The sequence below is a fragment of the Streptomyces sp. NPDC093094 genome, assembly GCF_044754345.1.
In the GTDB taxonomy this organism is placed as follows: domain Bacteria; phylum Actinomycetota; class Actinomycetes; order Streptomycetales; family Streptomycetaceae; genus Streptomyces.
The window spans coordinates 14,579-38,945 of the sequence record NZ_JBIVOX010000010.1; the positions used below are offsets into that span (position 1 = coordinate 14,579).

The window sequence follows — 24,367 nt, forward strand, 5'->3', positions numbered from 1 at the left end:
CCGATGAGTCGCTGGCTAGCATCCGATCATGACTGTGCTGCCTGACGACGGCCTCTCACTGGCCGCCGAATTCCCCGCAGCGACCCATGCGCAGTGGCAGCGCCTCGTGGCAGGCGTGCTGAGCAGGTCGGGCAAGGACGTACCCGGGACCGAGGCCGAGAAGGCCCTGTCCACGGCGCTGGAGGACGGCCTGCGCGCCCGTCCCCTCTATACGGCCGCCGACGGCGCGCCCGATCCCGGCCTGCCCGGCTTCGCCCCGTTCGTCCGTGCCGGACGGCCCGAGGGCAACACGGCGGGCGGCTGGGACGTGCGGCAGCGGCACACGGCCGCCGACCCCGAGGCCGTCCTCACGGACCTGGAGAACGGCGTCACGTCGCTGTGGCTGGGCGTGGGGCAGGGCGGCATCCCGGTGGCCGAACTGGGCCGGGTCCTGAAGGACGTGTACCTGGACCTGGCCCCGGTCGTCCTGGACGCCGGCCACGAGACCGCCGCCGCCGCGGAGGAACTCCTCGCGGTCCACGGCCGCAGGGGCGTGGCTCCCGAGGCGGTGCGCGGCAACCTCGGCGCCGACCCGCTCGGCACACAGGCACGCACGGGGTCCGCGTACGACGAGGACGGTCTCCCCGTCACCGTCGGTCTCGCGCGGCGCTGTACGCAGACGTACCCCGGGCTGCGGGCCCTGACCGTGGACGCCCTGCCGTACCACGAGGCCGGCGGTTCGGCCGCGCAGGAGCTGGGCGCCTCGCTCGCCACCGGTGTGGCCTATCTGCGGGCGCTCACCGACGGCGGACTGACCGTCGAGCAGGCCCTGGGGCAGCTGGAGTTCCGCTACGCGGCCACCGCCGACCAGTTCCTCACCGTCGCCAAGCTGCGTGCGGCACGTCGTCTGTGGGCACGGGTGGCCGAGGCGTGCGGGGCGCCGGCCGCCGGGGCGCAGCTCCAGCACGCGGTCACCTCACCGGTGATGATGACCGTCCGCGACCCCTGGGTGAACATGCTGCGCACGACGGTCGCGACCCTCGCGGCCGGTGTGGGCGGCGCCGAGTCGGTGACCGTCCACCCCTTCGACCACGCACTGGGTCTGCCCGACGCCTTCGCGCGGCGCATCGCCCGCAACACCTCCACGATCCTCATCGAGGAGTCGCACCTGGCACGGGTCGTCGACCCGGCCGGCGGCTCCTGGTACGTGGAGTCGCTGACCGACGAACTCGCCCGCGCGGGCTGGGAGTTCTTCCAGGAGACCGAGCGTGCGGGCGGTCAGGCGGCGGCACTGCGTTCCGGGTGGACCGGGGAGCGGCTGTCGGCGACGTGGGCCGAGCGGTCCAAGGCCCTCGCCAAGCGGCGCGAGCCCGTCACGGGCGTGAGCGAGTTCCCGCACCTCGGGGAGAAGCCGGTCGTCCGCGAGCCCGCCCCGGCCGAGCCCGGCGGCGGCCTGCCGCGGGTCCGCCGCGACGAGGCGTTCGAGGCGCTGCGCGCCCGGTCCGACGCCCATCTCGCGGCGACCGGTGCCCGGCCGCGCGTCTATCTGGCCGCGCTCGGACCCGCCGCCGCGCACACGGCGCGGCTCACCTTCGCCGCCAACCTCTTCCAGGCCGGCGGCATCGAGCCCGTCACCGAGGGCTCCTTCGCGGACAGCGGCGCCACCGAGGCGTGCCTGTGCTCCAGCGACGCCCTGTACGAGGAGCGGGCCGGGTCGGAGGCCGCGGCCCTGGCCGCCGCGGGCGCCCGCCATGTGTCGCTGGCCGGCCGTCCCGGCTCGTACCCGGGTGTCGGCTCCTACGTCTTCACCGGATGCGACGCGGTCGCCGTCCTCTCCGCCGCCCTCGACCGCATGGGAGTGTCCTGATGGGAATCCCCGATTTCACCGGGATCGACCTCGCGTCCGCGTCCCCCGACGGCAGCCTGGAGGACTGGCGCGACGCCATGAAGCGGGCGTCCGGCGGTGCGGACCCGCTCTGGGAGACCCCGGAGGGCATCGCGGTCAAGCCGCTGTACACCCAGGGTGACCTCAAGGACGTGGACTTCCTCGGCACGTACCCGGGCACGGCGCCGTATCTGCGCGGACCGTACCCGACGATGTACGTCAACCAGCCGTGGACGATCCGCCAGTACGCGGGTTTCTCCACCGCCGAGGAGTCGAACGCCTTCTACCGCCGCAACCTCGCGGCCGGCCAGAAGGGCCTGTCGGTCGCCTTCGACCTGCCCACGCACCGCGGCTACGACAGCGATCACCCGCGGGTGACGGGCGACGTCGGCATGGCGGGTGTGGCGATCGACTCGATCTACGACATGCGTCAGCTGTTCGACGGCATCCCGCTGGACCGGATGTCGGTGTCGATGACGATGAACGGCGCCGTCCTGCCGGTGCTGGCGCTGTACATCGTGGCCGCCGAGGAACAGGGTGTGTCCGCCGACAAGCTCGCGGGGACCATCCAGAACGACATCCTCAAGGAGTTCATGGTCCGCAACACCTACATCTACCCGCCGAAGCCGTCGATGCGGATCATCTCCGACATCTTCGCCTTCACCTCTCGGAACATGCCCCGCTACAACTCCATCTCCATCTCGGGCTACCACATCCAGGAAGCCGGCGCGACGGCCGACCTGGAGCTGGCGTACACCCTCGCGGACGGCGTGGAGTACATCCGGGCCGGCCGGGAGGCGGGCCTGGACGTGGACGCGTTCGCGCCCCGCCTGTCGTTCTTCTGGGCGATCGGCATGAACTTCTTCATGGAGGTCGCCAAGCTGCGCGCCGCGCGGCTGCTGTGGGCGAAGCTGGTCAAGGAGTTCGACCCGAAGAACTCCAAGTCGCTGTCGCTGCGCACCCATTCGCAGACCTCCGGCTGGTCGCTCACCGCCCAGGACGTCTTCAACAACGTCACGCGCACGTGTGTCGAGGCGATGGCGGCGACCCAGGGCCACACCCAGTCGCTGCACACCAACGCCCTGGACGAGGCGCTGGCGCTGCCGACCGACTTCTCGGCGCGCATCGCCCGCAACACCCAGCTGCTGATCCAGCAGGAGTCCGGCACCACCCGGGTCATCGACCCCTGGGGCGGCAGCGCGTACGTCGAGCGGCTGACGTACGACCTGGCACGCCGGGCCTGGCAGCACATCCAGGAGGTCGAGGCGGCCGGCGGCATGGCCAAGGCCATCGACGCGGGCATTCCCAAGCTGCGCATCGAGGAGGCCGCGGCCCGCACCCAGGCCCGCATCGACTCCGGCCGCCAGCCGGTCATCGGCGTCAACAAGTACCGCGTGGACGGCGACGAGCAGATCGAGGTCCTCAAGGTCGACAACTCCTCGGTGCGCGCCCAGCAGATCGACAAGCTGCGGCGGCTGCGTGAGGAGCGCGACGAGCGGGCCTGCCAGGACTCGCTCGAGGACCTCACCCGGGCCGCGGGCGGCGAGGGCAACCTCCTGGAACTCGCCGTGCGGGCCGCGCGCGCGAAGGCCACCGTGGGTGAGATCTCGGACGCACTGGAGAAGGTGTACGGACGTCACTCCGGCCAGATCCGTACGATCTCCGGCGTGTACCGCAACGAAGCAGGCGAGTCACCCACCGTCGACTCCACCCGTACGCTCGTGGACGAGTTCGAGGAGGCCGAGGGCCGCCGTCCGCGCATCCTGGTCGCCAAGATGGGCCAGGACGGCCACGACCGCGGCCAGAAGGTCATCGCGACCGCCTTCGCCGACCTGGGCTTCGACGTCGACGTCGGCCCGCTGTTCCAGACGCCGGGCGAGGTGGCCCGGCAGGCCGTCGAGGCGGACGTGCACATCGTGGGCGTCTCGTCGCTGGCGGCGGGCCACCTCACGCTCGTCCCCGCCCTGCGGGACGAGCTGGCCGCGGAGGGCCGGGAGGACATCATGATCGTGGTCGGCGGTGTCATCCCGCCCCAGGACGTGCCCACCCTGCTGGAGATGGGCGCCGCGGCCGTCTTCCCGCCCGGCACGGTGATCCCGGACGCGGCCGCGGATCTGGTGCGCCGGCTGGCGGCCGACCTGGGCCACGGTCAGTAGCGCGCGGCATGGCCATCGATCTCGACGCGTACGAGAAGGGCGTACGGGACGGCAGGCGCGCTCTCGTGGCGCGCGCCATCACCCTGGTGGAGTCGACCCGTCCGGCCCACCGCGCTCTCGCCCAGGAGCTGCTGACCCGGCTGCTGCCGCACAGCGGCCGGGCCCGGCGGATCGGCATCAGCGGGGTGCCGGGCGTGGGCAAGTCCACGTTCATCGACGCCTTCGGCACGATGCTCACCGGGCTGGGGCACCGGGTGGCGGTGCTCGCCGTCGACCCGTCCTCCACCCGGACCGGGGGCTCGATCCTCGGTGACAAGACCCGGATGGAACGGCTCGCGGTCGACCCGGCGGCGTTCGTGCGGCCCTCCCCCAGCGCCGGCACGCTCGGCGGGGTCGCCAAGGCGACCCGCGAGTCGATGGTGGTGATGGAGGCGGCCGGCTACGACGTCGTGCTGGTGGAGACGGTCGGCGTCGGCCAGTCGGAGACGGCCGTGGCGGACATGGTCGACTCCTTCCTCCTGCTCACCCTGGCACGGACGGGCGACCAGCTGCAGGGCATCAAGAAGGGTGTCCTGGAGCTCGCGGACGTGGTGGCGGTGAACAAGGCGGACGGCCCGCACACGGCCGACGCCCGTGCGGCCGCCCGTGAACTCGCGGGCGCGCTGCGGCTGATGCACGGCCGCGAGGCCGTCTGGACGCCGCCGGTGCTCAGTTGCAGCGCCCGCGAGTCCACCGGTCTGGACGAGGTGTGGGAACGCCTGGAGAAGCACCGCTCGCTCCTCGACGCGGCCGGCCGTCTCGACGCCCGGCGCCGTGAGCAGCAGGTCGACTGGGCCTGGACGATGGTCCGCGACGAACTCCTCACGCGGCTGCACGCCGATCCGGCGGTCCGTGCGCTCACCCCGGACATCGAGCAGCAGGTCAGGGACGGCCGGTTGACACCGACGCTCGCGGCCGAGCGCATCCTCGGCGCGTTCGGGGGCTGACGGACACCGGGGCGGGACGAAGGCATGGACGCGGGCGTCGCACCGGGCGGCGCCCGCGCCCGGGTCAGCCCTTCGCCCCCGGTTCCCAGCCGGGCGGCCCCACGAGGTGGCCGACCCGGTCGCGCCAGCGCCGGGCCGCCCTCACATCGCGCCAGACGGCGGCGTACTCGTGGAAGGCCACGCGTACGGGGTTGTAGGTCGTGATGTTCTTCGTCAGGCCGTACACCACCCGCTCGCCCTCGGGCTCGAAGGTGCCGCAGAGACGGTCCCAGACGATGAGGACACCGCCGTAGTTGCGGTCCAGGTAGACGTCGTTCGAGGCGTGGTGGACGCGGTGGTGGGACGGGGTGTTGAAGAACCACTCCACGGGGCGCGGCAGTCTGTCCACGCGTTCGGTGTGCAGGAAGAACTGGTAGACGAGGCTGAAGGACTGCTGGAGCAGGATCATCCAGGGCGGGATGCCGAGCAGGGCCAGGGGCAGCCAGAACGGCAGGGTCGTCATCGGTGTCCAGCTCTGCCGCAGGGCCGTCGACAGGTTGAAGCGGACGCTGGAGTGGTGGACGACATGGCTCGCCCACAGCACCCGTACGCGGTGATGGGCGCGGTGGAAGGCGTAGTACGCCAGGTCGTCCGCGAAGAACAGCAGGACCCAGGTCCACCCGGACCCCGGTGACAGGTGCCAGGGGACGAGGGTGTGGCAGGCGGCGTAGGCGAGGACCGCGACGGCCTTCCACGGCAGGCCGATCACCTGGCTGCCGGCGCCCATCGACATGCTGGTGACGGTGTCGCGCAGCTCGTAGCCGCGTTCGTCGTCGTCGGGGAGGAAGCGGTAGGAGAGGGCTTCCACGACGACCAGGAGGACGAACGCGGGTATCGCGTACACCACGGCGGGGATCATCGCGGCTCCTCCGTCCGCTGCGGTGCGGCGGCCGGGACGCTGCGGCCGAGCAGCCCGCGGGCGAGCCGTTCGGCGGCGTCCGCCTCGCGGGCCGCGATATGGGCGGCGAGCCTCAAGTGGGCTCCTACGTCGAGGAGTTCGGCGGTGCGCAGGATCATCGGGACCTCGCCGGCCGCGAGGGTGCCGCCGACGAGGCTGTTGAAGGCGAGCAGATAGGCCAGGTTGCCGGAGCCCTCGACGATCAGGCGCCACCAGGCGATGTCGGTCTCGCCGAGGGCGGCCAGGTCGGGCGCGGCCCGGGCGTAGCGTTCGGCGGCCCGGGCGACGGCGTCCGCGGTCGCGCGCGAGCAGCGCACGGCGCACAGCCGTGCCGCGTCGGCGCCGATGCAGGCCCTCATCTCCAGTGCGTCGCGCGTCAGGTCGGGCAGGGCGGGGCCGTCCGCGGCCCGGGCGATGCCGACGGCGAGGTCGAGGCCCGCGGTGCGCCGCCAGTCGAGGACGAGGGTGCGGCCACCGTGGCTCACCTCGACGAGGCGGGCCTGCTGGAGGCGTTTGACGGCCTCGCGCACGGCGTGCCGGTTGACCCCGAACTCGGCCGCCAGCTCACGTTCCGCGGTGAGGGGTGCGCCGGCGGGAAGGGCGCCGCTCAGGATCCGGTCGCGGAGCACGGCGTGGAGCTGGTCGGAGACCGCCTCGCGCCGCAGGGGCTGCTGCGTCATGGCGATCAGAGTGGGGCACGCACCGGCACTGGTCAACTGGTTGGACCAGTGTTTTCCGGGCCGTCTCCCTTACGGGCCCTCTCCCTTACGGGCCGACTCCCTTACGGGCTGCCTCCCTTGCGGGCCACCGGCCGTCCCCCCGATCACGGGCCGTCTGCGCTTCCGGGCTCTCCGGAGAGCCGCGGCCGGACGTGCCGGACGGCGGGGGCGGCGCCTGCGTCGCCGCGCCCCGCCGGCCGGACGGGCGACCGGGGTGCCCGGATGCGGAGTTCGCGGGTCAGTCCCGCGGGGTGCCGGGCCCGGCGGCGTCCTCGGCGGTCTCGTCCTCGGCGCCGGGCGGGGGCGGTGCCGTCGGGCGGAGCCACAGCCACCCCAGGAAGAACAGCCCGAGGGCGAGCATGCCCAGACCCGTCCAGAGATTGATGTTGACGCCGACGGCCTTGTCGAGGTCCGCGTCGTCGGCCGTGACGCCCGCGAGGGTCACGATCACGCCGTAGAGGGTGAACAGGCCGCCGATGATCCGCCGGATGTCGAAGAGCCGGGCGGCCGTGGCCGACCTGCCCTCCAGCTCGGAGACTTCACGCTGCAGTTCGGACATGGATGGGTGCCTCCGATCGGTCAGAAGGAGTACGGCAGGTAGCACAGGGCGGCCAGGACGACGGCTCCCCAGCCGAGCAGGGCGGGCCTGCGGTACCAGGCGTCGTCGCCCTCGGACGGTGCCTCGTCCATGCCGGGCGACCTCGTGCCGTAGACCAGCCCGGCCAGTTCCGCCTCGGGCTTGGGGGCCGTGAACAGGGTGACGGCGACCATGACCACCGCGCCGGCGACGAAGCCGACGATGGCCGAGACGAAGTTGGCGCCCTGGTCGGTGGGGATGTCGATGACGCCCTGCTTGTAGACGACGAAGTAGTTCACCATCGCCGCGACGGTGCCCGCGATCAGGCCCCAGAAGCCGGACTTGACGGAGGCGCGCTTCCAGAACATGCCGATGATGAAGACGACGAACATCGGCACGTTGAAGAAGGAGAACAGCGTCTGGAGGTACCCCATGATGTTGGAGAAGCTGGCGGCCAGGAACGCGGTGCCGATGGAGGCGACGACGCCGATGGCGGTGATGAGGCGGCCGAACCGGAGGTAGTAGCCGTCGTCGCGGTCCTTGACGACGTACTTGGCCCAGATGTCGGCGGTGAAGACGGTGTTGAAGGACGAGACGTTCGCGGCCATGCCCGCCATGAACGCGGCCAGCAGACCGGTCACGGCTATGCCGAGCACACCGTTCGGCAGCAGTTCCTGCATGAGCAGCGGGATCGCGTCGTTGTAGGTCAGTCCGGAGCCGTCCGCGCCGATGTCCGGGACGAGGCCGGCGGCGACCAAGCCGGGGATCATCACCACGAACACGATGAAGATCTTGGGGAACGCGGCGATGAGCGGGGTGCGCCGGGCCGCGGAGAGGTTCTTGGCGGACAGGGCGCGCTGCACCTCGGCGAAGTTGGTCGTCCAGTAGCCGAAGGAGAGGACGAACCCGAGGCCGAGGACGATGGTCAGCCAGTTGGCGCCGAGCGGGTTGGGGTCACCGATGCCGGTGCCGCCCCAGGCGGACAGGAAGTCCGGTCCGTGCCGCTTCTCCAGCGAGCCGGTCAGTCCGTCCCAGCCGCCGACGCGCTTGAGGCCGAGGATCGTCAGCGGGATGAGCGCGGCGAGGATGACGAAGAACTGGAGCACCTCGTTGTAGATCGCCGAGGACAGACCGCCGACGGTGATGTACGCAAGGACGAAGAAGCCCGCGACGACGATGGAGACCCACTGCGGCCAGCCGAGGAGCGCCTCGACGACGATCGACAGGGCGTAGAGGTTGACGCCCGCGATGAGGATCGCCGCGAAGGCGAACAGCACCGAGCTGAGCAGGTGCGCGGAGCGGTCGAAGCGCTGGAGCAGGAACTCCGGCACCGAGCGGACCTTGGAGCCGTAGTAGAAGGGCATCATCACGAGGCCCAGGAAGACCATCGCGGGGATGGCGCCGATCCAGTACCAGTGCACGACCGCCACGCCGTACTGGGCGCCCGTCGCCGCCATGCCGAGGATCTCGGTGGCGCCGAGGTTGGCGGCGACGAACGCCAGCCCGGTGACCCAGGCCGGCAGCGACCGGCCCGAGAGGAAGAAGTCGAGGCTGGTTCTCACGCTGGCCCGGGCGGCGAAGCCGATGCCCAGGACCACGGCGAAGTAGATCGCCAGGATCGTGTAGTCGAGCCAGTTGGTGGGGAGCCGCAGCTCCGCGGCCAGTTGCATGGGGAACTCACTTCGTCGCCCGAAAGGATCATGCGCGAACCTACGCACCGAGCGACAAGAAGTGAACAGCGAATCTGAGCATCTTTGTTTGATCGTGATTGAACGTGGTGGAAATGTCGGAAGCAAGCGCTGCCACGCCCCCACTTGATCACGAGAAGGTCACGCCCGGTTCGAGGGGCCGGCCTCCGCTGCGACTCCTGAACGCGCGCGGCCGGGACACCCGCCCGGGAGGGGCTCCGCGGTCACCGGGCCAGCGCGTCGATCAGCGCGTCCGGGTCCGGGTCGGCGGCGCGGCCGAGATTCTGCTCGGCCCAGATGACCTTTCCCTCGGCCTCGTAGCGGGTGCCCCAGCGGGCCGCGAACCGGGAGACGAGGAACAGGCCGCGGCCGCCCTCGTCGGTGGCGGCCGCACGGCGCAGACGGGGCGAGGTGTTGCTGCCGTCCGCGACCTCCAGGACGAGGCTGCTGCCCAGCAGCAGCCGGACCCGCACCGGAGGAGCGCCGTAGCGGATCGCGTTGGTGAGGAGTTCGCTGAGGATGAGTTCCGTGGTGAAGGACGCCTCTTCCAGGTCCCAGTCGCCGAGCCTGCGGCCCACCTGCGCGCGGATCCGGGAGACGGCCGTCACGTCGGACGGCACGTCCCAGACCGCGACCCGGGAGGGGTCGAGCAACCGGGTCCGGGCCACCAGCAGGGCCACGTCGTCGCCGGGGTGAGCGGACATCATCGCCGCCATGACGGCACGGCAGGTCTCCTCCGGGGTCCGGTCCGCACCGGCGGCGGCCGAGCGGAGCCGGCGCAGGCCCTCGTCGATGTCGCCGCCGCGGTCCTCGATCAGTCCGTCGGTGAACAGCACCAGCCGGCTGCCCTCGGGCAGCTCCAGCTCGCCGGCCTCGAAGGGATGCCCGCCCACCCCCAGCGGCGGCGACAGCGGAAGGTCGGGGAAGGTCACCCGGCCGCCCGGATCCACCACGGCCGGCGCGACATGCCCGGCACGGGAGAGGGTGCAGCGCCCGCCGACCGGGTCGTAGACGGCGTACAGGCAGGTGGCTCCGGTGACCGGGGCGACATCGCCGTCCGCGTTCGAGGACTGGGTGTCCCACAGGGCCACCATCTCGTCGAGATGGCCCAGGAGCTCGTCCGGGGCGAGGTCCAGCGAGGAGAAGTTCAGTACCGCGGTCCGCAGCCGGCCCATGGTCACCGCGGCGTGCAGCCCGTGCCCCACGATGTCGCCGACCACCAGGGCGACACGGAAGCCGGACAGCGGGATGACGTCGAACCAGTCACCGCCCACACCGGCCTGGGCGGGCAGATAGCGCCAGGCGATCTCCAGCGCGTCCTGGTCCGGCAGATCGCGGGGCAGCAGGCTGCGCTGCAGGGTCACGGCCATGGCGTGCTCACGGGCGTAGCGGCGGGCGTTGTCGATCGCGACGGCGGCCCGGGCCACCAGCTCCTCGACGACCGCGATGTCCTCCTCCTCGAAGGGCGGCGAATCCCCGCCCCGCCAGAAGTTGACCATGCCGAGGACGACACCGCGGGCTCGCAGGGGAACGGTGATCAGCGAGTGGATGCCGTACTCCAGTGCCTGGCGGGCCCCTTCCGGATCATGGGCCCGCCAGTCCTGGGCACTCTGCAGATCCGCCACCCGTACGGCCTTGCCGCGGTGCAGCGCCGCCGTCATCGGCGTGTCGGCCACCACGAACTGGATCAGGTCCCCCACCGGCTGCAGCGGATGCCCGTCCTGGGACCCGTGCAGCGCGGTGCGCCGCATCCGCCGTACGGCGCCGGTGGGCTCGTCGCCGCGCAGGACGGAGTCGAGGAGTTCCACGGTGACGAAGTCGGCGAGCCGGGGGACCGCCACCTCGGCGAGCTCCTCCGCCGTCCGCCGTATGTCCAGCGTGGTGCCGACGCGTACGCCCGCCTCGTAGAGCAGGGTGAGCCGTCCTCGCGCCCGGTCGGCCTGGCCCGACAGGACACGCAGTTCCGTGGTGTCGCGAAAGGTGGCCACCAGGCCCGGCACACCGCCGTAGGGCTCGGTGAGCCGGGTGTTGACCGCGAGCAGCCGCTCACCGGCCGGGATCACCTCGTCCGAGACGGGCTCCGCCGACACCAGCAGCCGGGTCAGGCGGGGACCGAGCCCCAGCTCCGTGACGGGCCGCCGGTCGGCGCCCTCCGGGAGGTCCAGCAGCCGGCGTGCCTCGTCGTTGGCGAGCATCAGGCGTCCGTCGCCGCCGACGATCAGGACGCCCTCGCGCACGGCGTGCAGGACGGCGTCGTGGTGCTCGAACATCCTGGTCATCTCGGCCGGGCCCAGACCGTGGGTCTGCCGGCTCAGCCGCCGGCTGACCAGGGCCGTGCCGACCGTGGCCAGCGACAGCGCGATCGCCGCCGCGACCAGCATCACCGGGACCTGCTCGTACAGCACCTGGCCCAGGGTGTCGAACTGGATCCCCGCGGTGACCATGCCGATCACCCGTCCGTCGCCGTCCCGCACGGGGACGACCGCGCGCACGGCGTCGGCGGGCTCGCCGCGGAACGTCTCGGTGAACGCCTCGCCCGCCGCGGCCCGTTCGACGCCTTCCGCCCTGCTGCCGATCAGCTCGGGCCGGGGATCGGTGAGCCGCACCCCGCGCAGGTCCAGGACGGAGATGAAGTCGACGCCGGACGCGCGTCTGGCCGCCTCGGCGGCCGGCTGGAGCCGTGCCGTCGCGTCCGGGGCCGTCAGCGCGGCGGCCGTGCCGGGCGGGTGCGCGAATCCCTCCGCGACGGCCAGGCAGCGGTTCTTGGCGCCCTGCTCGGCCTCGTACCGTCCCTGGATCGCCAGGGCCGTGACCGCCGCGGCGATCAGCACCAGCACGATGAGCACCTGGAGCAGGAAGACCTGCGCGGAGAGCGTGCGCACGCTCAGGGACGGTGACAGACGGCCCCAGGGGGCATGCCGTGCCCCCGAACGGCGGGACGAGTCCGGGGGGCGCCCTTCACCGAACGGCACCGCTCTCGTCCAGGACCGGCGAGAAGGACCGATCATGTCCCATTTCTAGCACCATGCCCGCTTCACCGGCGAATGCTGTGGTCCGGTGAAGCAGGGGCCGCGGCGCCGCACCGCAAGTGCCTCACCGGAAGCGCCGCACCGGGCCCCGGGTGACAGTGGATCCGCACGGGAGCATCGCCGCCGACTCAGGGAGGACTCTTGACCGGGAAGGTCCCAGATCCGCGGATCGTGGTCGTCATGGGTGTGGCGGCGTCGGGGAAGTCCACCGTCGGGGCCCGGTTGGCGCGACGGCTCGATGTGCCCTTCCTGGAGGGCGACGACCTGCACTCCGCCGCCGGCCGGGCCAAGATGGCCTCCGGCCACCCCCTCGACGACGCCGACCGCCGCCCCTGGCTCGCGGCGCTCGCCGACTGGATCCGGGCGGCCGGCTCCGCCGGGCGCGGCGGTGTCGTCTCCTGTTCCGCGCTCAGACGCTCCTACCGCGACGTGTTGCGCAGCACGGGCGCGAACGTGTACGTCGTCCATCTGGCGCTCGATCACCGGCTGGCGCAGCAGCGCATCTCCCGCCGGACGGGCCACTTCATGCCGCCGTCGCTGCTCGACTCCCAGTACGCGGTCCTCGAACCGCTGCAGGCCGACGAAGCGGGCGTCACCGTCGACGCGTCCGGCAGCCGGGAGCAGGTCCTGGAGCTGGTGCTGCGCGATCTGGCCCGGTCCGCGGCGTAGTCATGGAACCGGTCCGCTTCCGCATGCTGACGCCACCCGCTCTCACGCGGCAGGCCGTCGGCCTGCTCACCGGGCACAGCGGTGTGTTCAACCTCGTGGTGGTGAGGTCGAGTCAGCTGCCCGAGGGCGACGCGCCGGAGTGCGACGTGGTGCGGGGAGCCGCCGACGGCCTCCTCGGACGCCTGCGCGAACCGGGCGTCGACCGTACGGGGGCCGTCGCGGTGGACACGGCCAACTCGACGTTCTCGCGGCGCGCGGAGGAGGCCGGGGCCGCGCAGTCCCCCGCGCTGGCGCACGCGCCGCTGCGGGCCGGGGGCGATGCGCGTATCCGGGCGGCTGCGCGCGCCGTCCGAAGACCCCCGACGTAATCTGAACGCGGGGGGCGTTCGGGTGATCTGGACACCGGAAAGGCTCCCCCGATGGATCGATACCCGCTCATCGAGGACCACGGCCTCGTCGGGGATCTGCAGACCGCGGCACTGGTGACCACCGACGGCTGTGTCGACTGGTTCTGCGCTCCCCGCTTCGACTCGCCCAGCGTGTTCGGCGCGCTCCTGGACAAGGACGAGGGCGGACACTGCACGGTCCGGCCGCTCCACCACGCCTACGCGACGAAGCAGCTGTACCTTCCCGACACCGCGATCCTGGTGACCCGGTTCATGACGGAGGCGGGCGCCGGAGAGGTGATCGACTTCATGCCGGTCACCGGCAGGACGGTCACGGAAAGTCACCGGCTGGTGCGGATGGTCCGCTGTGTGCGCGGCAGGATGACGTTCGAGGTGGAGGTGGCCCCGCGCTTCGACTACGGCCGCCGGCCGCACCGCATCCATGTCTCCGGACACGGAGCGCGGTTCATCGCGGACGACGGCGCGCGGCTCACCGTGCACCCCATCCGCGAGCCGGAGGACCAGCGGGTGCTGGAACTGCTCCCCGACCGCCGGGACGCCCTGCACTTCACCCTCACCCTGGAGGCGGGACAGGAGCGCGGACTGGCCCTGGAATGGGCGGGCGACGGACCGCCGCGGGACATCCGGCTGGCCGAGTACCGGCAGATGTTCGACGAGACGGTGCTGTTCTGGCGTTCCTGGCTGCGCCAGTCGCGTTACTCGGGCCGGTGGCGCGAGACCGTGGAGCGCTCGGCGATCACGCTGAAGCTGATGACGTACGCGCCCACCGGCGCCGTGGTGGCCGCGCCGACGGCGGGTCTCCCCGAACAGCTGGGCGGCGAGCGGAACTGGGACTACCGGTTCACCTGGATCCGTGACGCGTCCTTCTCCGTGTACGCGCTGCTGGGGCTGGGGTTCACCGACGAGGCCAAGGCGTTCATCCAGTGGCTGAGCGACCGCGTCAAGGAGCGGGCCGGAAGCGCCGGGGACACCGGACCCCTGAACATCATGTACCGGGTGGACGGGTCCTCGGACCTGGTCGAGGAGACCCTCGACCACTGGGAGGGCTACACGGGTTCCGCGCCGGTGCGGATCGGCAACGGCGCCGCCGCCCAGCTCCAGCTCGACATCTACGGCGAGGCCCTCGACAGCATCTACTTCGCGCACCGGCACGGTCTGCAGCTGGGGCACCGCGGGTGGAACGCCCTGCTCACCAATCTGGACTGGCTGGTCGACCACTGGGACCAGCCGGAGGAGGGGCTGTGGGAGACCCGTGGCGGCCGGCAGGACTTCACCTACGGCCGGGTGATGTCCTGGGTGGCCTTCGACCGCGCGCTGCGGCTCGCCGAGTCCAACGGCCGCCCGGCGTCCTCGGAACGGTGGCGCCGCGCGCGGGACGACTGCTACGAGCAGGTCATGGCCAAGGGCTGGAGCGAGAAACACCAGGCGTTCGTGCAGCACTACGGCAACGAGGTCCTCGACTCCTCGCTGCTGCGCATGGCGACGGTCGGGTTCATCACCCCCGAGGATCCCCTGTGGACGTCGACCCTCGCCGCCATGGAGGAGGAACTGGTCAGCGACAGCCTGGTGTACCGCTACGACCCGGCGGCCTCCCCCGACGGCCTGCGCGGCTCGGAGGGCACGTTCTCCCTGTGCACCTTCATGTACGTCGACGCCCTGGCACGCGCGGGACAGACGGACAAGGCGCGGCTGGTGCTCGAAAAAATGATGGGGTACGCGAACCATCTGGGCCTGTACTCCGAGGAGATCGACCCGACGGGCCGTCAGCTCGGCAACTTCCCGCAGGCGTTCACGCACCTGGCGCTCATCGACGCGGCCATCACCCTGGACGCCGCCCTCGACCGCGGCTAGGGCCCTTCCGACGGATTTCCGCGGCGTCGCGACGCCGCGGAAATCCGTCGGAAGGGCCCTGGGGCCTGCGTCACGCGGGGCCCAGGAGCACGAGCGTGTCGCCCTTCCCGGGGGTGGCGGGGCGGGCCTGCGTCACGGGCTCCAGCCGGCCGTCGCGCCGTACGACGAACACGGTCTCGTACCCGGGCGGGCACGGCTGTGAGGCGGGCCGCGTCCGGAAGCGGGCGCCGCTGCCGTGACGGGCCGCCACGGCATGACGGACGAGCCCGGGGCCGAAGAGGGTCTCCCCGGAGGTGTAGGGGGCCACCACGCCCGGACCGCCGGGCGGGGGCCCGACCCGGTAGACCGGTCCGTCGACGCTGTCGCGCAGGACGACCGAGAACAGCGCGTTGAAGTCGTCGTCGTCCGTGAGCAGATAGACCGCCGAGACGCCCTCCAGCCGGGACCGCGGATCGGTCGCCACGGTCATGAGGTCCCCGGACGCCAGCTCGATCCCCGCCTCCTCGATACCGGCCCGCGCCTGCTCGGTGCCCGCCCACATCCGCACCTCCGCCCCGGCGGCGCGCAGCGCCCGGGCGAGGTCGACGACCCAGGGGTCGCCGCCCAGCAGGAGCGGCCTGGCGCGGGTGCGGCGCACCACGCCCAGCCGGGCGGCCACCGGCCCGGCGGTCAGTCCGTAGACCACGACCGTTGCGACGATCACCAGGAAGGTGACCGGAAGGATCTTGTCGGCGTCGCGCAGTCCGTCGGCGGTGAGCGCGGCGGAGAAGGTGGTGGCGGTGGAGGCCGCGACGATGCCGCGCGGGGCCATCCAGCCGACGAAGGCGCGCTCGCGGCCGGTGAGGCCGCTCCTGAGGGTGGACAGCCAGGCGATCACCGGTCTGACCACCAGGACCAGTGCCGCGACCAGGGCCACGGTGGGCAGCAGCACCGGCCGGAGCGAGGCGGGTGTGACCGTGGCCGAGATGGAGACGAACAGCAGCCCGATGATCAGCTGGACGAGCGTCTCGAAGAACGGCCGCCGGGCGGGCATGTCGAAGCCGGGCAGGTTCGCGGCGATCAGCCCGGTGACGATCGCCGCGATCAGCCCGGTGTCGTCGTACAGCGTGTCGCAGCCGGCGGCCACCACCACGACGACGGCGAGCTGGGCCAGCGTGCCCAGGGTCTCGCCCAGGCGCAGCACCCGCAGGGTGAACCACAGCAGCGCCGCCCCGGCGACGCCGCCCGCCAGGCCCACCGCGACACTGCCCAGGAACGCCCCGAGGCGGAAGTGCCCGGGCCGCAGTCCTCCGGCGACCAGGGAGTGGAAGACGACGGCCCCGAGGATGCCGCCGACGGCGTCGATCAGGGATCCCTCCCACACCAGCACGCGCCGCACCGTGTCCGAGGGTCTGACGTGCTCCAGCAGCGGACCGACCACCGTCGGCCCGGACACCACCAGGATCACCCCGATCATGCTGGCCACCGCGGCCGGCACCGCGTACAGGGACGGGCCCAGCGCCATGACCGCCGCCCAGGTGAGCGCCACCTGGAACAGCAGCAGCCGGACCACGGTGCGACGGAGCGCGCCCTTGAGCAGACGCAGGTCCAGGCCGAGCCCGGCGTCGTAGAGGATGAGCGCCACCGACAGCGACACGAGCGCCGGGAAGTCCGCGCCGACGAGCCGGTCGGGATGGACCACGTCGGTGAGGGCTCCCGCGGTGAACCCGGCCGGCAGGAGCACGATCAGCGCCGGGATCCGCAGCCGGCCGGCGAGGATCTGGGAGCCGACGGCGAGCGCCACGGTCAGCGCGATGCCCAGCAGGATCTCGTCCTCGCTCACCGCGCCCTCACCCCCGCCCGCGCGGGTCAGCCACCGTCACCGGCGCCGCGTCCGAGGTCGGCGTCGGTGAGACTCTCCAGTTCGCCGTGGGTGTCCAGCCAGTACAGCAGGGCGACCGCGGGCATCACCAGGACGACGGCGACCAGCGTGACCACGCCCAGCCAGCGCAGGGTGGTGTCGGCGCCGGCGCCCTCGGCGACGGTCAGGGAGGTCGGGATCAGGTACGGGCGCTGCGCCAGGCCCCAGGCGACGACGGCGCAGGCGACCACGCCGACGCCGGTGGTCCGGGACCAGGCCCCGGAGGGACGCAGGAGCAGCCAGGCGGTGGCGAGGGTGCTCAGGGCCGCCACCACGGCGAGGAACAGTCCCGCGCCGTGGGTGAGCCCGTGCCAGACGTGGGGCGCGTCGTCGTGGGCGACGACCAGGGTGATCACCGCGAGGACGGTGAGCGCGGCGAGCGCGCCGAGCGCCCGCCGCCGGAAGTAGCCGTCCAGGTCCGGGGCGCCGAAGCGGCGGGCGTCCGCGGCGAGGAACACCGCGCCGAGCACGGCCGTGCTCGTGACGGCGAGGACACCGAACATCAGCGGGGTCGGATGGGCCCAGGCGTCCATGGACGCGGTCGTGTCCGCCGTCACGCGACCCGACGCCACTCCCCCGGCCGCGACGCCGAGGAAGAAGGGTGTCAGCAGGGAGGAGACGGCGAACGCCGCGCCGTACAGCCGCCGCCCGGCCAGCCGGCGGGTGGGCTTGCGCAGGGCGAAACCGGCGCCCCGCAGCACGATCCCCACGGCGGCCAGCGCCAGCGGCAGCCACATCGCCGTGAACAGCCGCTGGAACAGGGTGGGAAAGCCCGTCCACATGATGACGAGGACGAAGATCAGCCAGACGTTGTTGACCTCCCACACGGGAGCCATCGCGTGGTCGATGAGCCATCGGGGCCGTCTGCCGCGCCGGGCGCCGCCCGCGGTCAGGTCCCAGAAGCCGGCTCCGTAGTCGGTGCCGCCGGCGCAGGCGTAGGCGGCGACGGCCAGCAGCAGGACCACGGCGATGACGTCCTGGATCACGGCTCGCCCTTCTCGGTCGGGGGCGGCCCGTCGCCGCCCGGCCGGGTCGCGGAGCCGGACGGCACCGCGGGGCGGGGCCCGTAGGGGGTGTCCGTCTCCGGTGTCTGCCGCGGTGACCCGCCCGCCCGGCTGCCGTCCTGTTCGTCGGCGAGCCGCCAGCGGGTGCGCATCCTCAGCAGGACGACGAGGAAGGACCCGAAGACGAGCACGTAGACCACGACGACCAGGGCGAACATGATCCACAGGGTGGTGGACCGGGTCGAGGTGACCGCGTCGGCGACCCGCATGTTCTGGTAGACGATCCAGGGCTGGCGGCCCACCTCGGTGGTGATCCAGCCGCATTCGACCGCGACGACGGAGGCGGCTCCGGCCACGGCGGCGCACCGGTAGAACCACGGCGAGGCGGGCAGCCGGCGCCGGCGCAGCCACACCAGGCCGTACCACAGGGCCAGCAGGAGGAGCGCGGATCCGATGCCGACCATGATGTCGAAGGTCCAGTGGACGATGGTCGCCTGGGTGGCCGTCGGGCGTTCGTCGGCGGGGACGGAGGTCAGTCCGGTCACCCGGGTGTCGGGGCGGAAACCGGCGAGGATGGAGTCGAGCTGAGGGATCTTGATGCCGCCGGAGACGGTGCCGTCCGGGTGGAGCCGCCCGAACAGGTACTCCGGCACATGGGTGTCGGTCTTCCAGACGATCTCCATGGCGGCGAACTTCACCGGCTGCTTCTGGAACACCTGCCGGGCGATCGAGTCGCCCAGCACGAACTGCACGGGGGTGAGGACGGCCGCGACCGTGAAGGGGATCGTGAAGCCGAGCCGGTGGTAGTGGTCCCGGCGGCCGCGCAGCCGTCCGACGGCGTAGACGCCGGCCACGACGTACCCGGCCGTCACCAGCATGGCCACCACGAAGTGCCAGTACTGCGGCCCGAACATGGGCGTGAAGATCGCCTTCCAGACGTCCACGTCGACCGGGTCGCCCGCGGAGTCCAGGGTGAAGCCGCGCGGGGTGTTCATCCACGAGTTGGCGGCCAGGATCCCGAAGGCGCCCAGCAGCGCCGTGGCGGGCAGCGGCAGCCCGAGCAGGAAGTGGGTCCGGGCCGGCAGCCGCCGCCAGCCGTAGAGGTAGATCGCGATGAGGACGGCCTCCAGGAAGAAGGCCCACGCCTCGACACCGAACCCGATGCCGAAGACATCGCCCCAGCGGCCCATCAGGCCCGGCCAGAGCAGCCCGAACTCGAAGGACAGGACGGTGCCGGTGACCACGCCGATGGCGAACTGGACGGCCATGACCGCCGACCAGCGGCGGGCGAGCAGCAGCGCTGTGGGGTCCCCGCGGCGCAGGCCGTAGCCGTGCAGGATGAGCGTGATCAGCGGCAGGGCCACCCCGAGGGGCACCAGGATGATGTGGGACGCCAGGGTGAAGGCCATCAGGGACCGGGCCGGGAGCATCTGCGCGGGCGCGTCGGCCAGTACGTACAGCGTGGTCATCGGTTTCCGTCCGGGACTGTCGCGTCGGTCGTGTCAGCCGCCGGTCGCGAAGCCGGGGAAGAGGGTCATCCCGCCGTCGACGTAGATCGTGGTGCCGACCACGTAGTCCATGAGGTCGGAGGCGAGGGCGACGGCGGTGTACGCGATGTCCTCCGGGTCGCCGATACGGCTGTACGGGATCAGCCGCAGCAGGTCCTCACGGGCCTGGGGAGTCTCCCAGGCGTCGCGGTTGATGGGCGTCCTGATCGCGCCGGGGCCGATGGCGTTCACCCGGATCTTCCGCGGCGCGAGTTCCTGCGCGAGCGTCTCCATCATCATCTGCACACCGCCCTTGGAGGCGGCGTAGTTGACGTGTCCGCTCCAGGGAATCATCTGGTGCACGGAACTCATGCAGATGATCTTCCCGGCGGCACGCGACACCTCGGGGACCACACCGCGCCGCAGGAACTCCTTGGTCGCCTCGCGGGCGCACAGGAACTGCCCGGTGAGGTTGACGTCGAGGACCTTCTGCCACTCGCCGAGGGTCATCTCGGTGAACGCGGCGTCGCGCTGCATGCCCGCGTTGGCGACGAGGATGTCGATGGTGCCGAACTCCTGCACCATCCGGTCCATCATGCCGACGACCTGGTCCTCGTCGGAGACGTCCGCGCGGTGGGCCGCCGCCTTCACCCCGAAGGAGGAGATCTCCTCGACGACCTTCTCGGCCTCGTCGGACCCGACGACGTAGTTCACGACCACGTCCGCCCCGGCCCGGCCCAGTGCCACGGCCGTCGCCCTGCCGATCCCGGAGTTCGCGCCGGTGACCAGGGCCTTCTGTCCCTTGAGCAGGTGAGCGGGGATCGTGGCGCGGGGCGTGCCCTCCGGTGAGCTCACGATGGCTGTCTCCTCGGCTGCGCGGACGGGTCGGGCCTCGGCCCGGTGGTCAGGCCCTCACACCACCACCGGCGGCGGGCGTGCGCGCGGGGGCGGCGGGCCCCGCTGCGCCGGCCGGGTCAGCTTCTTCACCCGTTCGTGCCCGCGCCGGGATACGGCGGTCCGTACCGCCCGGTCCGGATCAGCCCAGTCGTTCCAGGAGGTGATCGCCCACCCGAAGGGCGTTGGCCATGGCCGTCAGGGACGGGTTGACCGCCCCGATGCTCGGGAAGAAGCTCGTGTCGACGACGTACAGGTTGTCGACGTCGTGCGCCTTGCAGTGGACGTCCAGGGCGGAGGACGCCGGATCGGTGCCGAACCGCACCGTGCCGGCCTGGTGGGCGGTGGCGCCGATGGGCATCCCCTTGTGCAGATAGATGCTGTGCGGCAGCAGACGGTGCTCGTGCATCCCGAGACGTCCGAGCATGTGCTGGAGCTTGTGCCGCAGGCGCCGCAGACCGGCGGTGTTGTTGTCCTCGTCCAGGGTGAGACGGACCCGGCCGTCGCTCTCCAGCGTGACCCGGTTGCCGGGCTGCGGCAGGTCCTCGCCGCACAGCCAGAAGTCGACGGCGTGATGGGCCAGCACCTCGAAGGGCATGTCGGGTGCCACCGCGCCGGCCCAGCGCGGGGCCTCGCCGTGGATCTGCTCGGCGTCCGACTTGCCGAGCATCTGGATGCCGCCGAGCGGGAAGTCCCAGTCGTCCGCGCCCAGGTACCAGTCGTGCAGGGCGAGGGTCTTCTGGAACCGGGTGTCGTTGGGTTCCTTCGACACCGCCATCAGGGCCAGGTTGTTGTGCCGCATGTAGTGGCGGCCGACCACGCCCGAGCTGTTGGCCAGCCCGTCCGGATGCCGGTCACCCGCCGAAGCGAGCAGCAGCACGGCCGAGTTGACCGCCCCGCAGGCCACGACGACGAGGTGGGCCGAGAAACGGGCCTGCTGTCCGTCCGCCAGCTCGGCCACGACGGACGTGACGCTGCGCCCGGTCGGATCGGTGTCGAGCCGTGTCACCCGGGCACCGGTGACCAGTTCCACGTTCGGGTGCCGCAACGCCGGTTCCACGCAGACCACTTCGGCGTCGGACTTGCCCCGCACGAGGCAGGGGAACCCGTCGACCCGGTTGCAGCGGATGCAGACGCTGGAGTGGGTGGCCCCGCCGAGCGGGGTCTGGGTGAGGTCGACGCCGATGGGCAGATGGAAGGGGTGCAGCCCCTGCTTCTCCAGGTCGTCGCTCAACTGCTGGATACGCGGCTCGTGTTCGACCGGCGGATGGGCGTACTGCGCCCCCCAGGGCCCTTCCCAGGGGTCCTCCCCGTGCCGGCCGTGCACCCGGTAGAGGTGTTCCGCCTGGGTGTAGTAGGGCTCCAGTTCCTCGTACCCGATCGGCCATGCGGGAGAGACGCCGTCGTGGTGGCGTATCTCCCCGAAGTCCTCGGGCCGCAGCCGGAACAGGGCCGCTCCGTAGAACTTGGTGTTGCCGCCGACGTAGTAGTTGACCTCGGGCGGGAACTCGTCGCCGTGCCGGTCGAGCCAGAATTCCGGGGCCCGGTACTTTCCCTTGACGAACACGGCCGTCGAGTCCCAGTTGTCGCGCTCGCGCGGCAGGTAGCCGCCCCGTTCGAGCACGAGGACACGTCTGCCGGAGGGGGCGAGCCGGTGGGCGAGCGTGCCGCCGCCGGCGCCGGTGCCGATCACGATGACGTCGTACCGGGGGGAGTCGACCATGCCGACCACCGTCCTCGCATGTTCGGTTTCCTCGTGTCCCGACCGGTCACAGCACGGCGATCGGGTTGACCGGTGAGCCCGTGGCCGCCGGAAGCCTCAGCGGGGCGACCACGCACAGGAAGTGCCAGCGGGCGAGTTCCTCGCAGACCGGCACCAGTTCCTCGAAGTCCAGGTAGTCCAGCAGATGCATGCCGAGGGCGTGCACGGCCAGGACGTGTACGGGATAGTCGGTGCCCTCCACCGCGCTGGGGGCCGCGTCGTTGTTGCCGTCCGACCCGAGCACGGCCACGCCCCGTTCGGCCGGGAAGCGCATCGCCTGCGGGTGCAGGCCCGCCCGCGCCTGTGCCGGGTCCCAGGCGCCCAGGGTGCGGCGGCGACGGCGGTGCCCCACCCGTACGAACAGCAGGTCGCCCGGTCCGACCGTGACTCCCTGGGCCTCCTCGGCGGCCGTGAGGTCCTCGGCGGTCACCTGGTCGCCCGGCCTCACCCACGGCACGCCCCACAGGCGGGGGATGTCCAGCAGCACGCCGCGTCCGACGATGCCGTCCGCCACCGTGTCCAGCGTCAGTTCGCGGGCGCCCTGCGGGGTCACCGTGCTCGCGGGCACGCCGCCGTGGAGCTCGCCGTCGAAGATCACGTGGCAGAGCGCGTCGAGGTGGGTGTCGGCGTCGCCGTGCACGTTCATGGCGAAGCTGTCGCGGGCGAAGTGCAGTCCCCGGGAGACGGTCTCGCCGGGGGCCGGGGCGAGCATCCGATGGGACGCGGGCTGCGGGTCGTCCGGTCCCCGGGCGGTCTGGACGGGGGCGGCGAGCGAGACCGTGCGGCCGGTGCGGACCTCGGCGGCGGCCGCCGCCACCCGCTGCGGCGTGAGCCGCGCGAGCGCTCCGCGCGGGCCGTCCGTGCCGCCCGCCGGCCGGCCCGCGGGCGGCGACTGCTCGTCGTGCTGTTCTTCGTACGGCGACTGCTCGCGCAGCCGGCGGTACAGGGACCGGAAGGCGGCGTCGGACATGGGGGGCGGCGTCGGCACATGCGGCGACGCGGGATGCGTGCGCGTGCTCATCGGGACCGGTCCCTCCTCCTCGGCACCCTGTCCTCTCACTGTCGGCTCCCCGGCACCGGGGCGCATCCGCTGGGACCCGGGGGCTCGCCAGGGGCTCCTCGGGCGGCTCCGCGGGCTTGTCGGGCCGGAGTGTTCCGTGCAGTGCAGGCCCGGCCGTGTGGCCGCGGGCACCCCGGCGCGGGCGGCAGACGCGTGTCGGGCACCGTGTGTTCCGGGCGGCGGGTGACGTGTGACGGGCGGCGGGGAGGGCGGCTCCGGCGGCTCCGGGAGCGGGCGGGGGGTCCGGGCCCGGCCTGCGCCCGGGTGAGGGGGCGGATACCCTGGAAGGAGCTGCTTCGACAGCACAGGGCCTTCGCGTGAGGTGCTTCTCGGCACAGGCCGGCACCTCCCCGCCCTCCTCCCCCGGCTCCCCCGTCCGCGGCTCCGCGCGCACCGGCCCGGAAGTCCGGGGGAACCAGGACCACGGACGCCGTCCCGGAAGCACGAGGAGCGCCGAGATGAATCTGTCGCCGGTCGAGATCAAGGTCAACGTCGAGGGTGACGTGCCGGCCGCGCTGTCGGCGCTCGGCGCGTCGAGCGGGACGATGACGGTACGTCACCTCTGGTTCGCGGAGGACCGCGACGGTGTCGCCGCGGGACGGCTGCCGCTCCTGGAGGGCGGTGTGATCGTACGGTTCCGGATCGGCGGCGGACCGGACGACCTGACGGTCAAGCTGCGTCCGGTCACCCGGGACCGGCTCGTCGGCCGGTTCTCCGCGCCCTTCGAGGTGGGGCCGCTGACGTACAAGATCGAGGAGGACTGGTCGGCGAGCAGCCGCCTGCTGGCCGCCTCCCTCGTGCACGAGCACCCGCCGGGCGCGCTGCCCGGCGCGGTGGCGCCCGGGGGTGATCCCGCCGGGCCCGTCGACCCCGTGCAGGAGCAGTTCGTGCACGCCTGCGCTCCCGCCGTCACGTTCGGCGAACTGGTCGCGCTCGGGCCGGTCTTCTCGGCCAAGGCCGACGAGGTCGTGCTCGACGGTCTCGACGCCAGGCTGGAGACGTGGTCGGCCGCCGGGCTCGACTTCCTGGAGGTCTCGATCCGGGTGAAGCCGAAGGACGAGGAGGACGCCGAGGAACTCACGGCCCGGGCCGAGCGCAAGCAGCACAAGCTGGAGAACGCGGTGCGGGAGCGCGGAGTGAAGCTCTCGGAGCACTCCGAGAGCAAGACGCAACGCGTTCTCACGGCACTGGCGGAAGCCGCGCAGGGCTGACGGGGCGCCCGGGGGCACCGCTGCGTGCTGCGGGCGGGGGCCGCCGCGAACCGTCCTGACGCCTCGCCCGGTGTGTCGACGCGCACGGCGGCGCCGGACCGCGCCCCTGCCCGGGCCGCCGGACGCGTCCCGGCCGTGCAGGCCGACATGGACCGGGCCGCCGGAC

The 24,367-nt window shown here is 72.3% G+C and carries 18 protein-coding genes; 7 read left to right on the forward strand and 11 right to left on the reverse strand.

The window, feature by feature from the left end; translation table 11 throughout:
* Positions 1–28: 28 nt before the first annotated feature.
* From ACIQGV_RS22325 to meaB, 3 genes are read left to right on the forward strand one after another with little or no spacing between them, the layout of a single operon-like run.
* Entirely contained in the window at positions 29–1,846 is a 1,818-nt protein-coding gene (locus tag ACIQGV_RS22325) for a methylmalonyl-CoA mutase family protein (RefSeq protein ID WP_402496811.1), read from the forward strand.
* Positions 1,846–4,020, forward strand: a complete 2,175-nt coding sequence (gene scpA / locus ACIQGV_RS22330) for a methylmalonyl-CoA mutase (RefSeq protein WP_402496812.1) — start codon at positions 1,846–1,848, stop codon at positions 4,018–4,020. Before ACIQGV_RS22325 ends, scpA begins: the two co-directional genes overlap by 1 nt.
* A gap of 8 nt (positions 4,021–4,028) precedes the next feature.
* On the forward strand, positions 4,029–5,006 hold the full coding sequence (gene meaB / locus ACIQGV_RS22335; protein ID WP_402496813.1) for a methylmalonyl Co-A mutase-associated GTPase MeaB: 978 nt from the start codon (positions 4,029–4,031) through the stop codon (positions 5,004–5,006).
* A 64-nt stretch (positions 5,007–5,070) separates the two neighbouring features.
* On the opposite strand, the gene ACIQGV_RS22340 is transcribed toward meaB, so the two are convergent.
* The 5 genes from ACIQGV_RS22340 to ACIQGV_RS22360 form a co-directional block, all read right to left on the reverse strand.
* On the reverse strand, positions 5,071–5,904 hold the full coding sequence (locus tag ACIQGV_RS22340; protein WP_402496814.1) for a sterol desaturase family protein: 834 nt from the start codon (positions 5,902–5,904) through the stop codon (positions 5,071–5,073).
* A complete protein-coding gene (locus tag ACIQGV_RS22345; protein WP_402496815.1) occupies positions 5,901–6,623 on the reverse strand; it encodes a FadR/GntR family transcriptional regulator in 723 nt (240 codons plus the stop codon). The genes ACIQGV_RS22340 and ACIQGV_RS22345 overlap by 4 nt, the downstream gene beginning before the upstream one ends.
* 277 nt (positions 6,624–6,900) lie before the next feature.
* Positions 6,901–7,221 carry a hypothetical protein gene (locus ACIQGV_RS22350; RefSeq protein ID WP_402496816.1) on the reverse strand — a complete coding sequence of 107 codons (321 nt, stop codon included), beginning with the start codon at positions 7,219–7,221 and terminating at the stop codon, positions 6,901–6,903.
* Positions 7,222–7,241: 20 nt separating this feature from the next.
* Positions 7,242–8,909 carry a sodium:solute symporter family protein gene (locus tag ACIQGV_RS22355; RefSeq protein ID WP_402496817.1) on the reverse strand — a complete coding sequence of 556 codons (1,668 nt, stop codon included), beginning with the start codon at positions 8,907–8,909 and terminating at the stop codon, positions 7,242–7,244.
* A 242-nt stretch (positions 8,910–9,151) separates the two neighbouring features.
* A complete protein-coding gene (locus ACIQGV_RS22360) occupies positions 9,152–11,935 on the reverse strand; it encodes a SpoIIE family protein phosphatase (RefSeq protein ID WP_402496818.1) in 2,784 nt (927 codons plus the stop codon).
* Positions 11,936–12,136: 201 nt separating this feature from the next.
* On the opposite strand from ACIQGV_RS22360, the gene ACIQGV_RS22365 reads away from it, so the two are divergent.
* The 3 genes from ACIQGV_RS22365 to ACIQGV_RS22375 are packed head-to-tail and all read left to right on the forward strand — an operon-like array spanning position 12,137 to position 14,883.
* A complete protein-coding gene (locus ACIQGV_RS22365) occupies positions 12,137–12,625 on the forward strand; it encodes a gluconokinase (RefSeq protein WP_402497116.1) in 489 nt (162 codons plus the stop codon).
* 2 nt (positions 12,626–12,627) lie between these two features.
* Complete coding sequence (locus tag ACIQGV_RS22370) at positions 12,628–12,993, forward strand: hypothetical protein (RefSeq protein WP_402496819.1); 366 nt, start codon at positions 12,628–12,630, stop codon at positions 12,991–12,993.
* Between the two features lie 51 nt (positions 12,994–13,044).
* Positions 13,045–14,883 carry a glycoside hydrolase family 15 protein gene (locus ACIQGV_RS22375; RefSeq protein WP_402496820.1) on the forward strand — a complete coding sequence of 613 codons (1,839 nt, stop codon included), beginning with the start codon at positions 13,045–13,047 and terminating at the stop codon, positions 14,881–14,883.
* Between the two features lie 70 nt (positions 14,884–14,953).
* On the opposite strand, the gene ACIQGV_RS22380 is transcribed toward ACIQGV_RS22375, so the two are convergent.
* The 6 genes from ACIQGV_RS22380 to ACIQGV_RS22405 all read right to left on the reverse strand — a co-directional run bounded on the left by ACIQGV_RS22380 (position 14,954) and on the right by ACIQGV_RS22405 (position 22,951).
* A complete protein-coding gene (locus ACIQGV_RS22380) occupies positions 14,954–16,705 on the reverse strand; it encodes a cation:proton antiporter (protein ID WP_402496821.1) in 1,752 nt (583 codons plus the stop codon).
* A 26-nt stretch (positions 16,706–16,731) separates the two neighbouring features.
* A complete protein-coding gene (locus ACIQGV_RS22385; RefSeq protein WP_402496822.1) occupies positions 16,732–17,769 on the reverse strand; it encodes a cytochrome d ubiquinol oxidase subunit II in 1,038 nt (345 codons plus the stop codon).
* On the reverse strand, positions 17,766–19,256 hold the full coding sequence (locus ACIQGV_RS22390; RefSeq protein ID WP_402496823.1) for a cytochrome ubiquinol oxidase subunit I: 1,491 nt from the start codon (positions 19,254–19,256) through the stop codon (positions 17,766–17,768). The genes ACIQGV_RS22385 and ACIQGV_RS22390 overlap by 4 nt, the downstream gene beginning before the upstream one ends.
* Before the next feature lie 33 nt (positions 19,257–19,289).
* The gene (locus ACIQGV_RS22395; RefSeq protein ID WP_402496824.1) at positions 19,290–20,129 is read right to left on the reverse strand and encodes an SDR family oxidoreductase; all 840 of its coding nucleotides are present in this window, start codon (positions 20,127–20,129) and stop codon (positions 19,290–19,292) included.
* A gap of 181 nt (positions 20,130–20,310) precedes the next feature.
* Complete coding sequence (locus ACIQGV_RS22400; protein ID WP_402496825.1) at positions 20,311–21,891, reverse strand: GMC oxidoreductase; 1,581 nt, start codon at positions 21,889–21,891, stop codon at positions 20,311–20,313.
* A 46-nt stretch (positions 21,892–21,937) separates the two neighbouring features.
* Positions 21,938–22,951 (reverse strand): cyclase family protein, encoded by a 1,014-nt coding sequence (locus tag ACIQGV_RS22405; RefSeq protein ID WP_402496826.1) that lies wholly within the window; start codon positions 22,949–22,951, stop codon positions 21,938–21,940.
* A 497-nt stretch (positions 22,952–23,448) separates the two neighbouring features.
* On the opposite strand from ACIQGV_RS22405, the gene ACIQGV_RS22410 reads away from it, so the two are divergent.
* Positions 23,449–24,201, forward strand: a complete 753-nt coding sequence (locus ACIQGV_RS22410) for a hypothetical protein (RefSeq protein WP_402496827.1) — start codon at positions 23,449–23,451, stop codon at positions 24,199–24,201.
* Positions 24,202–24,367: the final 166 nt, after the last annotated feature.

Excerpts from the sequence above, each read along its gene's own strand:
- ACIQGV_RS22325 (WP_402496811.1), top strand. The coding sequence starts at position 29 with ATGACTGTGCTGCCTGACGACGGCCTCTCACTGGCCGCCGAATTCCCC.
- scpA (WP_402496812.1), top strand. The coding sequence starts at position 1,846 with ATGGGAATCCCCGATTTCACCGGGATCGACCTCGCGTCCGCGTCCCCC.
- meaB (WP_402496813.1), top strand. The coding sequence starts at position 4,029 with ATGGCCATCGATCTCGACGCGTACGAGAAGGGCGTACGGGACGGCAGG.
- ACIQGV_RS22340 (WP_402496814.1), bottom strand. The coding sequence starts at position 5,904 with ATGATCCCCGCCGTGGTGTACGCGATACCCGCGTTCGTCCTCCTGGTC.
- ACIQGV_RS22345 (WP_402496815.1), bottom strand. The coding sequence starts at position 6,623 with ATGACGCAGCAGCCCCTGCGGCGCGAGGCGGTCTCCGACCAGCTCCAC.
- ACIQGV_RS22350 (WP_402496816.1), bottom strand. The coding sequence starts at position 7,221 with ATGTCCGAACTGCAGCGTGAAGTCTCCGAGCTGGAGGGCAGGTCGGCC.
- ACIQGV_RS22355 (WP_402496817.1), bottom strand. The coding sequence starts at position 8,909 with ATGCAACTGGCCGCGGAGCTGCGGCTCCCCACCAACTGGCTCGACTAC.
- ACIQGV_RS22360 (WP_402496818.1), bottom strand. The coding sequence starts at position 11,935 with ATGATCGGTCCTTCTCGCCGGTCCTGGACGAGAGCGGTGCCGTTCGGT.
- ACIQGV_RS22365 (WP_402497116.1), top strand. The coding sequence starts at position 12,137 with ATGGGTGTGGCGGCGTCGGGGAAGTCCACCGTCGGGGCCCGGTTGGCG.
- ACIQGV_RS22370 (WP_402496819.1), top strand. The coding sequence starts at position 12,628 with ATGGAACCGGTCCGCTTCCGCATGCTGACGCCACCCGCTCTCACGCGG.
- ACIQGV_RS22375 (WP_402496820.1), top strand. The coding sequence starts at position 13,045 with ATGGATCGATACCCGCTCATCGAGGACCACGGCCTCGTCGGGGATCTG.
- ACIQGV_RS22390 (WP_402496823.1), bottom strand. The coding sequence starts at position 19,256 with ATGACCACGCTGTACGTACTGGCCGACGCGCCCGCGCAGATGCTCCCG.
- ACIQGV_RS22400 (WP_402496825.1), bottom strand. The coding sequence starts at position 21,891 with ATGGTCGACTCCCCCCGGTACGACGTCATCGTGATCGGCACCGGCGCC.
- ACIQGV_RS22405 (WP_402496826.1), bottom strand. The coding sequence starts at position 22,951 with ATGAGCACGCGCACGCATCCCGCGTCGCCGCATGTGCCGACGCCGCCC.
- ACIQGV_RS22410 (WP_402496827.1), top strand. The coding sequence starts at position 23,449 with ATGAATCTGTCGCCGGTCGAGATCAAGGTCAACGTCGAGGGTGACGTG.